This window comes from Amycolatopsis sp. NPDC039088 (assembly GCF_055598845.1).
The window spans coordinates 20,621-31,095 of the sequence record NZ_JBVKAE010000008.1 but is presented as its reverse complement, the minus strand read 5'-3'; the positions used below and the strand labels follow the sequence as shown (position 1 = coordinate 31,095).

Below are 10,475 nucleotides of genomic sequence, written 5' to 3'. Positions count from 1 at the left end.
CCCCTCTCCTTCCCCCCCTTCCCACTCCCCTTTTCCCCCTTCCCCAGGACACTCCTTCCCCCCCCCCCCCCCCACCCCCTCCCCTCCCCCCCCCCCCCCCACCCCCCCCCCCCCCCACCACTGTTCACGTCGGCCTCCAGTCGACACCCCCGGGGTCGGCTAGACGGCCGTCGGCTTCCTCAGCGCCTCCGTCACCGCCGAGATGCTGTGCTCCCCATGTCCCAGCTCGGCGGCTCGCTCGAGAAGCTCCTGCAACGGCGCCCGCCAGGCGACGTCGATATTCGACTCCTTGCCGAGCTCCTCGTCGTGCGCGGCCGCCGCGAGAAAGAGATTCACGGTGGACATGGGTTCGCTGTAGTCACCCTTGTCGATCTCGCTCGCGAAGATCGGTAACACCGAATTGATCATCTCGAACCACTTGACGGTGAACCTCACCAGCGTGGCGGCCTCCAGACCACGAGCCTGGACGGCGGCCGCTCCCTGGAAGAATCCGACCAGCGCCGGCAGCAACGTGCCGCCGACGGCCATCTCGTAAAGGGCCGCGAGATCGGATTGGTCACCGACGTGGACCGTGTCACCACCGAGCACCTTCAGTGTCTCGACGTATTCGTCGAAGATGTTCTTGTCGCCCGCGTAGTAGAGCAACGTGTCCGCTGCTCCGACCGCGGACGGCACGTTCTTGATCGCGCCGTCGAGGAAACGTGCTCCGTTTCCGGCGGCCCAGGCAGCCGTCCGGCGGGCGTCCGCGGGAGACCCGGTGTTCAAGGTGACCAGCGTACGGCCGGTGACAACCGCGGCGGCCGGCTCGAGTGCCTCAAGCGTGTCGTCGTACGTGGTCAGGCAGGCGATGACCAGAGGGCTGGCCGTTACGGCGTCTTCCACCGTTTCCGCGTGCTGGGCGCCCTTGGCCACCAAGGGCGCGGCCTTCGCCGCGGTCCTGTTCCAGACCGTCGTGGGGTGCCCGGCCTCGATGAAGGCTTCTGCCAAGGCAGCACCCATCGAGCCGAGACCGATGACAGTCACCGGTGTACGGCCGTCCTGAGTCATGTTCTCGCTCCAGTCGATTCGCATATCGGAATGGCCCGTACTCGCCTCCCGATGGAGTTCCGGCGCCTTGAGAATGATCGCCCGTTACAGAACTCCCATCAAGTACCGACTTTTATTTCGGGTACTTACATGAATGTGTGTGCAGGCACTACCGCGCGGGCAGGATCGGTGATCAGGAGCGGTACATCCGGGATCCTTTGAGGACTTTGTCGACGGCGTTCTTCGGGCCGTGCATGGCCAAGCCGACGAGGTCCAGGTCGTCCCGCCGGACAGCGCGGACCGCCGAACGGTTGTCACGGTCGTTGCCCGTCGAGAAGAGGTCCGACGTGAACACCGACATCGGAAGGCCGCGCGCCACCGCGCGGGAATGCGCCGCGGCCAGCACTTCCTTACCACCGGAGAAGACCAGGACGGGCTGCCGGAACATGGCCAGGTACGAGGTGCCGTCCGCGTCCTCGTAGGGCTCACCGACGAGGTCCGGGAGGGCGGCCGCGATACCACTGACCAGGAAGGCCGACACGTTGAGACTCTGCCAGGCGAGCAGGTCGTCCCGTAGCAGGACCGCGATCTTGGTGTCGAAACGAATGGGTTCCACCTGCCTACCGTGCCCTGCTCACCTGTCCGCGTCTTGTACATTCTTTGCATGTCGCCCGGTCCGCAGATCGCCGCGTGGCGGCCCTCGGTCAGCGGCCTGATCGAGGTGTTCCACGCCCGCTTCTCCGAACACCGGTACCCCATGCACACGCACGACGCCTGGACGCTGCTGATAGTCGACCAGGGCGCGGTGAGCTACGTCCTGGATCGTCACGAACACGGTGCGGCGAGTTCCGTGGTGACCTTGCTGCCGCCTCACGTTCCGCATGACGGCCGAGCCGCGAACTCGCGCGGATTCCGTAAGCGCGTGTTGTACCTGGATCCCGCCCTGCTGGGACAGGAGCTCATCGGAGCCGCGGTCGATCGCCCCGCCATCCCCGACCGCCTGCTGCACACTCGCGTCCATCGACTGCATCAGGTCCTGAAGCTGCCGGACGAGGAGCTTGAGACTCAGAGCAGGCTCACGCTGGTCGTCGAGCACCTTCAGCTGCACCTCCGGCGCCAGGAGGGCGGACTGCCGGTCTTGTCGGACGCGCCACTGGCCCGACGTCTTCGCGACCTTTTGGACGCCAGGATCCGTACAGGTCTGACGCTGTCCGCCGCGGCGGAGCTACTGGCCGCGCACCCCGCTCACCTGGTCCGGACATTCACCAAGGAATACGGCATCGCGCCACATCAGTATCTGACAGGCCGGCGCGTGGACCTCGCGCGACGGATGCTACTGGCCGGAACACAACCGGCAGACGTCGCGAGCGCCGTGGGTTTCTACGATCAAGCACATCTGTCCAGGCACTTCAAACGCCTGGTCGGTGTAGGGCCTGGGGGTTACGCGCGGCATCGTTGAGTGGTGACAGCCTCCTCCGCTTGCCACCACCACGGCGTCGGTTCTGCGATGCCAGACAAAACGCGGGTGGTGGGGAGGAAATCGTCCCCACCACCCGCGTTCTCCCGCCTGGGCCGAGCGGGCCCCGTCAGACACTGGACGAAGTGAAGCGCCGATTCACCTTTGCCGCAAAGACCGACACCGCCACCGTCACCCTCGTGCACGGTTCGGCATCCTGATTCCAGGACTCGCGCCCTCCGCGGCCTTCGAGATCATCGCACTTTGTTTCGATCACAGCAGGCCTGCCGGATATCAGTACTCACGATTCCGCATCACACACCCCCTAACCAGAGCACATGCTCGAACAACACGTAATGCATTACATCACTTCTCGATTATCATGAAGAAAATGTCTCAATTCAAGATGAGGACAATGCGAAGAGCCGTCCGGCAATACCGTTCAAGTTATAGAAGTTCGCCGGGTCAGACGCCCTCGACAGCGCCCGGCGGAAGGAAGTCCACACCGTACTGACTCGTCACACTCAACCCCTCCTCCATGCTCTCGGTCTTGTCCAGCTTGTCGAACAAGGAAGCCAGTTGACCAGCAGGACTGACCCAGAACAACGCCCGAGTCGGCACATCGCCGCGGTTGTAGTAGGCATGCGGAAGGTTTCTGGGCATCCGCACGGTGTCACCCGGTCCGGCTGTCTCCCATTTCCCGTCGATGTAGAGGGTGAAGACCCCGTTCAGAACGTAGATGTGCTCATCTTGCCGCGGATGCACGTGCGGTGGTACCCCGGTCCCGGGAGGGTCGTACGTCTCGAACGCGAAACTCGATTCACTGGATGACTTCATCGTGTAGGTATGGCCGAAAACGTTCCATACCTTCGACCCCATGGCCTCGTTCGCGGGGGTGATCCCTTTTGGCAACGGGCCGAGCACGATCTCTTCGTCTGACATGACACCTCCTGATGAACCTACCCGCCCACTATGCACGGCCCATGCCACACTGCCAACAGATTCCGCCTGCGTGAAGCCGTCATGAATTCCGGCACGTCAGACCACGGACCGGTCACGTGACGCGATCACCTGGTCACCGGAGTCATCTTCCCGCAAGACCACGAGATCGTGTTCGCGAGCAAGGCCGTCTTCAGGCTCCCCCGATTCTCACCCTGCCCGTGGTGCGGGCGCCGCGACCGGCGATGACAACGTCCCACACTGTCGTGGAATAGCCGGCTTCGACGAGCCTTCCCGCCAATGCACTACCCTCCGAACCGAGGCCGACGACTGTCACCATCGTCCGGTCTTTCGTGCCATGGCGGGTACTCCAGTCGACTCGGGACGCGGTGCGGCTCACGCCGGAGACACTTTGGCGATGCCACCGTGTACAGGACATAATCGAATCGCCGTGCGCGTTCTTGCAAGTACTTACAAGTCTTTCGGGTACTGACAACGAGGTAAGGAAGGAGGCCGGTGCAGCCGACTCAGAAGCGCAGGTTCACCTGCGGTCTCGATGCCGCGATCGCCGTGATGGGCGGAAAATGGAAAGGGTTGATCCTGTTCGCGCTCCAGGACGGGCCGCTACGGTACGGGATGGTTCGACGCGCGGTGCACGGCATCAGTGAGCGGGTGCTGATCCTTCAGCTGCGCGAGATGGAGACCGCCGGCCTGGTCCACCGGGAGGTGTATCACCAGGTCCCGCCGAAGGTGGAGTACTCACTGACCGATTTCGGCAAGACACTCAACGACGCGATGGCACCGCTCGGCTCCTGGGGTGAAGAAAATCTGGATCGCATCGAGGACATCAAGTGGTAGCAGATCACCGACTCGCCCTCGCGGGTGATGTGACTGAGGACGTTCACTCACTCATGCGCCGACAGAGCGATTCCTGTAACGGACGAACGAAGTCCATGCCCGGATTTCGTTGCCGAACTCACTTGGCGAGCACCTTCCGGATCACGAGCGTAACCGAAGCGCTTCGATCACCGAGTCTTGGTTGACTCCTCGATGATCACCTATTTAGCTGCTTGGACCACCGCCCCGAAGACGAGCATCATGGGAGACGCACAGTAAAGCATGCTTACCGCGGCCGATGCGCGTCACCACCCGGCCGCCGATCGAGCACTTGTCCCGTCGGCACCGAAGAGCGGAATGACTTGGACACCCGGGCCTGAACCAGGTCGACTTCTTCAGCTCCACCTACGCGCGTATCTGAAAGTGAAGCAGCAGATTCTCACCAAACGAAACGCCTTCAGCTTTCATCGAGATGGGACGTCCCCGCGGGCGGATCGTATCCTCGACTCGCTGCTCGAAACGTCACGTCACTCCCGACTGGCACACCATGGCCGGCACGCGGTCGAGGAAGGGACGATAGCAAGCCCGGTGCCGGCCGGGCATCGTCCGCACCTTCGCGACGGACCGGCAGATCAGGACCTCCACTGGCGGCACCCCTGCCCCTGAACCCGCGAACTGTCATCCACCGCCTCAATCCTGATGTAGCTACGTTTCGCCGCTTCAAGCAGGCCTGCCCAGCTGGTCACGTCCGGCCGCCGCCGCAACAATCCGCGCCGTTCCCGTTCGGTCATACCTCCCCAGATACCGAAGTCGATCCGGCCATCGAGCGCTTCGGCGAGACATTCCGTCCTGACCGGGCAACCGAGGCAAACCGCCTTGGCCCGGTTCTGCTCCGCCCCCCGGACGAACAAACCGTCCGGATCGGTGTCGCGGCACGACGCATTGACTCGCCAGCTCGACTGGTTGGTTTCCATACCCCCAGCTCCCTACCCCGGTGTTCGACACACCACGGGGGGACGAAAAGCCTGCGCTCCTGCCCCCATGAGCGTGTCTCCCTGTGTGCTCACGTCGGTTGAGCCGACACCTCCCCGGTGCCGGCGCCTCCGTTCACCGGAACAACCGGTCTCGAAGACCTCTTCACCGACGCGATACCGATGACGCTGAAACAGTGTCATCGGCGGGATTCCGGTCGCCGAGGCCAGGCGCCACAGCTCCCGAGCTCGCACACTGGCCGCGCAGAGAAATTCTTTGTCATCCGCAGGCGATCTGCCCCTGATGCTTTTTATCTCATCCATGACACCATGCACTCCACCCGGTCCCAGGGATCACACCTTGAAAGCACGGCGTATCAGCCTTCTTTTCCCATGTCAACATTCAACGTCGACAGACCCTTGCTATCACGATCCAAGGTCACTCTCAAGAAATACGGTTTCATTTCGGCTTCAGCGGTTTAGCGCGGAAGGTAGTCCCCCAGGCCAGAGGCAAGATGGAGGCTCCTGCGCACAGCCGATGTGGTGTCCGTTATCAAACTCACGCGTTGTTGCATCTCGCACATCTTGCCGCTCCCGGACGAAGATGAAATTCTTCGGATGCCTGAATCATGGGCCTCTGGCGCCACTGGTCAGTGCCGTCGGTCTGCAATGCGTATCCACAGTGTGACGAGAAAAATCGGAGACTGAACATGAAGCACTTTCGCTATGTCACCGCCCGTCTGCTGGGCAAAACCCGCATGGGCGGTCTTTACACCTACTGGGACATCGCCAACTGAGCCGCCGTCCGGCCGACCCGATCTCAAGTCCAAGGAAGCACGTTGACCGATAGGCGGCTTCGACCCCCTGGGCCGAAGGGCCACTGGCTGGCCGGCAACACGTTCGAGTACGACCGAGACCGCATGGGGTTCCTCATGCGATGCCATGACGAATACGGCGATGTCTTCGCCTACGACAAGAGGACGATCGTCGTACGCGACCCGGATCTCGTGCACACACTGCTGACCCGGACCAACGATGACTTCTCCAGCGAGAACTCCCCGGTCGCCACCCGATTCGACGCCACCCGCAGCACGGCGGACTCACGGTTGTGGATGACAGCGCGGCGCTCGGGGTGGCGAGGACTGAACCAGGACGCCGCGACGGCTCACACCACGAGACTTCGTCTGCTGTTCGAACGGCGGGTGAATGGCACGGCAGGCCGCGAGGTCGACGTCCTCACCTTGATGGAAGCATATTCCGGCGACGCGGCAGCAGACTTTTGCCTTGGCTCCGATGCCGGCGGCATTCCCGAAGTCGTCGTCGAAAACACCAAAGCAATCGCACCGCTTTCCGGTAGTTCCGAAGTGCTGCCTTCCTGGTTCCCCTCCCCAGCCCTCAGACGTTTCCAGCGAGCGCACAAGAAGACACTCGACGTGCTGACCGAGAAGGTCGCCCACAGGAAGTCTGCCACCGTTCCCGAGAACCCTCGTGATCTTCTCGATGTCCTCCTGGCCGCGCGGCCCGCGCTGAGCGAGATTCAGGTGCAGCGACTCGTCAGAGGCATCCTGCTGGCCGCGTATGGCGTGCCGGCCGCGTCGATGGCATGGACGATGTGGACCCTGACCACTCGCCCCGCCCTCTGGTCCAGTGTGGAGGCCGAGGCGATGGCCTGGGACGGCGATGGCGAGCCGTCCTTGGCAGACCTGCCGCAAACCGAGGCTGTCGTGAAGGAGGCCCTTCGGTTGTGGCCACCGACTTGGCTGATGGGCAGAGTCGCACTTCGCGCCACCACCCTGGGGAAGTGGCAGCTGGAACCCAAAACCCAGATCATGTTCAGCCCTTACCTGATGCACCGCGACAGCCGATGGTGGCCGTCCCCCGATTCCGCGGACCCCGAACGTTGGTTGAACGGCGGCAAACCGATCCACAAGTACGCCTACATCCCCTTCGGCGCCGGGCCTCGGGTATGTCTGGGCACGCGTCTCGGCCTGACGCAGCTGGTGCTCACGATGTACTGGCTGACCAGGCACTATCAGGTGATCGCGCCAGATGCCCTGGCGGTCAAGCCCGTTTTCCACAACCTGCTCGCGCCATACGGGTTCCAGGCGACCTTCGTCCCGAAGTAGAGCCAGGTGGCCGCCGCGGCTCACGAAGCCCGGGTGCCGCGCAGGAGTGCGGCGATACCGCCAGAGCTCACCAACAGGAGTACGACAGCCGCGTAATAGGCGGCGTGATAGCCGGCGAGCGTGGACGCAGGTGTCTCCGTCGAGCCGACCGACGCCGCGAATGTCACCAGTGCGGCGACACCGACGCTGCCGCCGAGTTGCTGCGCGGTGACGTTCAGCCCGCCCGCGACACCGTGTTCACCTTGCGGAACGCCTGTCAGGGACGCCGCGGTCATCCCGGCGAAAGCAATGCCCTGGCCGATACTCATCACCACCACAGCAGGAAGAACGTGCGCCCAGTAGCTGCCACCCAAGGGGGTCAAAGCCCACAACGCCACACCCGCCGCGATCAGCAGCAGCCCGGTGATCAACAGCCTCCGCTGCCCGACACGGTCCATCACGCGCCCTGCCATGGTCGAACTCAGGACCACGACCACCCCCATCGGAAGAATCGCCAAACCAGATTGCAGTGGCGAATACCCCAGTAGTCCTTGGAGGTACAGCGGCGCGAAGAACAGCACCGCCAGCACGGCGGTGAAGAACGCCACCGCCGCTACGGTGGCGGCCGACACGGTCGCCTTGCGGAAGATCGCCAGATCCAGAAGCGGGTTCGCGGTGCGCGCCTCCCAGATCACGAACGCCGACAACAGCACCGCCGAGATGACCAGCGACGAGAGCGTCCACATGTCGTCCCAGCCGGCGTGCCCCGCCCGGCTCAATCCGAACACCGCCAGCAGGAGTCCACTGGTGACGATCGTGGCGCCCACGATGTCCAAGGGTTCACGGTTTCCCTCCGAACGAGGGATAACAGGGCGAACCGCCATCAGCACGCCTATGCCGATGATGAGGTTGAACACGAACACGGCGCGCCAGCTGAAGAAATCGGTCAGCACACCTCCGACGACGACACCCGCGCTGAAACTGGAGGCCCCGACCGACGTGTACACGGCCAAGGCCCGGTTCCGCGCGGCTCCCTCGGGGAACATTTCGGTCACCAGTGCGAGTGACGCGGGGCCCGACAGCGCGGCTCCCACGCCCTGCAGCGCCCTCGCGAGCATGAGGATCCCTGCGGTGGGGGCAGCGGTGGCCAGCACAGTGGCCGCCGTGAACAGCCCCACGCCCAGGATGAACACGCGACGACGCCCGAGAACGTCCGCCACCCTTCCGCCGAACAGGAGGAATCCGGCGAAGGTGACCGCATAGGAGGTCATCGTCCATTGGAGGTCCGCGTTGTCGATGCCGAGGTCCTGCCCGATAGCGGGAAGCGCGGCGTTGACAACGGCCACGCCTCCCGCGTCCAGTGCCAGCGCGGCGGCCAGGACGACGATCGCGAGCCTCCGGCGCCGGGCCTCATGGAGGTCCGGCCGCAACGGCGACACCGGCTCGATTTCGGAAACCATCGTGATGTACTCCTGTGCGTGGACTGGACGCACCCCCGCGTACGGATGACCGGCCTACGGGTGTGCTGGGTGAGGGGCCGGCACGAACGCGCTCACGATGGGTGCCGCCCGCGTCAGCAAAACAGGGAAGAACCCCACACGTCCAAGGCTTCTCGCCATACGCTGCACGTATAGGTCACCTGGTCAAGGGAGGCACGAGATGGACGTCGACACCCGTGTCCTCCGGTATTTCGCCGCGGTCGCCGAGGAACTCAACTTCACCAGGGCCGCCGAGCGGCTGTACGTCACCCAGCCGTCACTGAGCAGGCAGATCCGGCAACTCGAGACCGACCTCGGCGTCACCTTGTTCACCAGGACCAGCCGTGAGGTGCTCCTCACCGCCGCCGGTGAGGCGCTCCTACCACTGGCCAAGGCGCTCATCTCCGACTGGCAGTCCGCACAGCGGACGGTGCGCGGAGTAGCGGCGTTGGAAGGCCGTGTGCTGCGAATCGGATTCGAAGCATCCGGTGCAGGACCGCTCACCAACAGAGCACGTGAGCGCTTCGCCCAGCGTCTTCCGGATGTCGTCATCGAACCCAAGCGGTTCGATTGGGGCGGCGAGGTCGCGGCGGTCCGAGACGGCCTCGTCGACGCGGCCTTCATCTGGCTGCCTGCCGACACCGAGGGTCTGCATACCGAAGTCGTCGCGCAGGAGCAGCGGATGGTGGGGCTCGCCACCGGTCATCGGCTGGCGGAGCGGAGCAGCGTGGCCATCATGGATCTGCGGACCGAACCGGTCATGTGGACGAGCAAAGCACCCAGACCTTGGGTGGACTGGTGGGCGGTGAACCCTCGCCCGGATGGCTCGGAACCGGTATGGGGACCCCAGAACGACAATGTCGAAGAGATGCTCGAGCAGGTCGCGAGTGGCTTGGCGATCTGCATCGGGCCCTCGTCGATGGCGACCTACTACGCCCGGCCGGACCTCGTCTGGCTGCCGATCACCGATATCGAACCCTTGCGGATCGCGTTCGCCTACCCGGTTTCGAGCACCAATCCCCTGGTCGCCGCCTTCGCCGCGGTCGTCAGAGAACTGCGGTCCCTTCACCGTGATCTTTAGAACCCGAGGAAGAGTTTCCCGTAAGCATCCGGGCCCTTGAGCAAGCGGCCCGCCTCTCTGCACTTCGAGGGCCATATCTGCACGAAGTGCACTTCTTCACCATCCGGCGCGTGGTTTCTGGGCCAGCGGCGCATACGCCCGGATGCATGAACCCGGATCGCGTACCAACCTGGTGCGAGAACAGGCAAGGCAGCTTGCAGGGTTGACGTGCTGGAGAGCAGATTGACCGCCTGCCCGGTAATATGGAGCGAGCGTTCCGCGATCGTCTCCCATCCCGCCTCGATGCTCTCCGGCGGCTCATCGAGCAGCTCGAATCCAGCCCTCTTCACCGGCGGTCAGCCCGTCTGTGAAGTCGACCCAAGCCGATGCCACTCCGAACGGACCGGAATCCTCGATGCGGTACTGACCATCGCCGGTCGTCACCACGGCTCGCTCTATGCGCACCATGTTCGTGGGCAACTCCTGTACTCGGCCGGTGGGGGGAGAAGCACGTCTCCTTTCGTTTCCCCCCGCCCTTCCCCCCAGCCACCCGCCCCTCCCCCCGGTGCAATCCCCCCCCCACCGGGGGGGGGAGAAAAGGGG

10 protein-coding genes are annotated in these 10,475 nt (G+C 64.0%); 4 read left to right on the top strand and 6 right to left on the bottom strand.

Going from position 1 to position 10,475, the window contains the following annotated elements:
• Positions 1 to 159 precede the first annotated feature (159 nt).
• Both ACZ7KI_RS12320 and ACZ7KI_RS12315 read right to left on the bottom strand, forming a co-directional pair.
• Complete coding sequence (locus ACZ7KI_RS12320; RefSeq protein WP_470273213.1) at positions 160 to 1,047, bottom strand: NAD(P)-dependent oxidoreductase; 888 nt, start codon at positions 1,045 to 1,047, stop codon at positions 160 to 162.
• Between the two features lie 172 nt (positions 1,048 to 1,219).
• Positions 1,220 to 1,642 carry a DUF2000 family protein gene (locus tag ACZ7KI_RS12315; RefSeq protein WP_470273212.1) on the bottom strand — a complete coding sequence of 141 codons (423 nt, stop codon included), beginning with the start codon at positions 1,640 to 1,642 and terminating at the stop codon, positions 1,220 to 1,222.
• Between the two features lie 48 nt (positions 1,643 to 1,690).
• Between ACZ7KI_RS12315 and ACZ7KI_RS12310 the strand changes: the two genes are divergently transcribed.
• Positions 1,691 to 2,485, top strand: coding sequence for an AraC family transcriptional regulator (locus tag ACZ7KI_RS12310; RefSeq protein WP_470273211.1), 795 nt, complete (start codon positions 1,691 to 1,693; stop codon positions 2,483 to 2,485).
• 462 nt (positions 2,486 to 2,947) lie between these two features.
• Here ACZ7KI_RS12310 and ACZ7KI_RS12305 read toward each other — a convergent pair whose 3' ends face one another.
• The gene (locus tag ACZ7KI_RS12305; protein WP_470273210.1) at positions 2,948 to 3,424 is read right to left on the bottom strand and encodes a cupin domain-containing protein; all 477 of its coding nucleotides are present in this window, start codon (positions 3,422 to 3,424) and stop codon (positions 2,948 to 2,950) included.
• 570 nt (positions 3,425 to 3,994) lie between these two features.
• Between ACZ7KI_RS12305 and ACZ7KI_RS12300 the strand changes: the two genes are divergently transcribed.
• Positions 3,995 to 4,279, top strand: coding sequence for a winged helix-turn-helix transcriptional regulator (locus ACZ7KI_RS12300; RefSeq protein WP_470273430.1), 285 nt, complete (start codon positions 3,995 to 3,997; stop codon positions 4,277 to 4,279).
• A gap of 611 nt (positions 4,280 to 4,890) precedes the next feature.
• Here the strand turns inward: ACZ7KI_RS12300 and ACZ7KI_RS12295 are convergent.
• Positions 4,891 to 5,232 carry a WhiB family transcriptional regulator gene (locus ACZ7KI_RS12295; protein WP_470273209.1) on the bottom strand — a complete coding sequence of 114 codons (342 nt, stop codon included), beginning with the start codon at positions 5,230 to 5,232 and terminating at the stop codon, positions 4,891 to 4,893.
• An 836-nt stretch (positions 5,233 to 6,068) separates the two neighbouring features.
• On the opposite strand from ACZ7KI_RS12295, the gene ACZ7KI_RS12290 reads away from it, so the two are divergent.
• Entirely contained in the window at positions 6,069 to 7,355 is a 1,287-nt protein-coding gene (locus ACZ7KI_RS12290; RefSeq protein WP_470273208.1) for a cytochrome P450, read from the top strand.
• A 20-nt stretch (positions 7,356 to 7,375) separates the two neighbouring features.
• Here ACZ7KI_RS12290 and ACZ7KI_RS12285 read toward each other — a convergent pair whose 3' ends face one another.
• Positions 7,376 to 8,794 carry an MFS transporter gene (locus ACZ7KI_RS12285; protein ID WP_470273207.1) on the bottom strand — a complete coding sequence of 473 codons (1,419 nt, stop codon included), beginning with the start codon at positions 8,792 to 8,794 and terminating at the stop codon, positions 7,376 to 7,378.
• Positions 8,795 to 8,993: 199 nt separating this feature from the next.
• On the opposite strand from ACZ7KI_RS12285, the gene ACZ7KI_RS12280 reads away from it, so the two are divergent.
• Positions 8,994 to 9,893: a LysR family transcriptional regulator gene (locus tag ACZ7KI_RS12280; RefSeq protein ID WP_470273206.1), complete on the top strand. Its 900-nt coding sequence runs from the start codon at positions 8,994 to 8,996 to the stop codon at positions 9,891 to 9,893.
• On the opposite strand, the gene ACZ7KI_RS12275 is transcribed toward ACZ7KI_RS12280, so the two are convergent.
• Positions 9,890 to 10,222, bottom strand: a complete 333-nt coding sequence (locus ACZ7KI_RS12275) for a hypothetical protein (RefSeq protein ID WP_470273205.1) — start codon at positions 10,220 to 10,222, stop codon at positions 9,890 to 9,892. The genes ACZ7KI_RS12280 and ACZ7KI_RS12275 overlap by 4 nt on opposite strands.
• Positions 10,223 to 10,475: the final 253 nt, after the last annotated feature.

What these genes read in the sequence shown, in the direction of transcription:
- ACZ7KI_RS12320 (WP_470273213.1), bottom strand. Translation starts at nt 1,047, where the DNA reads ATGACTCAGGACGGCCGTACACCGGTGACTGTCATCGGTCTCGGCTCG.
- ACZ7KI_RS12310 (WP_470273211.1), top strand. Translation starts at nt 1,691, where the DNA reads ATGTCGCCCGGTCCGCAGATCGCCGCGTGGCGGCCCTCGGTCAGCGGC.
- ACZ7KI_RS12305 (WP_470273210.1), bottom strand. Translation starts at nt 3,424, where the DNA reads ATGTCAGACGAAGAGATCGTGCTCGGCCCGTTGCCAAAAGGGATCACC.
- ACZ7KI_RS12300 (WP_470273430.1), top strand. Translation starts at nt 3,995, where the DNA reads ATGGGCGGAAAATGGAAAGGGTTGATCCTGTTCGCGCTCCAGGACGGG.
- ACZ7KI_RS12295 (WP_470273209.1), bottom strand. Translation starts at nt 5,232, where the DNA reads ATGGAAACCAACCAGTCGAGCTGGCGAGTCAATGCGTCGTGCCGCGAC.
- ACZ7KI_RS12285 (WP_470273207.1), bottom strand. Translation starts at nt 8,794, where the DNA reads ATGGTTTCCGAAATCGAGCCGGTGTCGCCGTTGCGGCCGGACCTCCAT.
- ACZ7KI_RS12280 (WP_470273206.1), top strand. Translation starts at nt 8,994, where the DNA reads ATGGACGTCGACACCCGTGTCCTCCGGTATTTCGCCGCGGTCGCCGAG.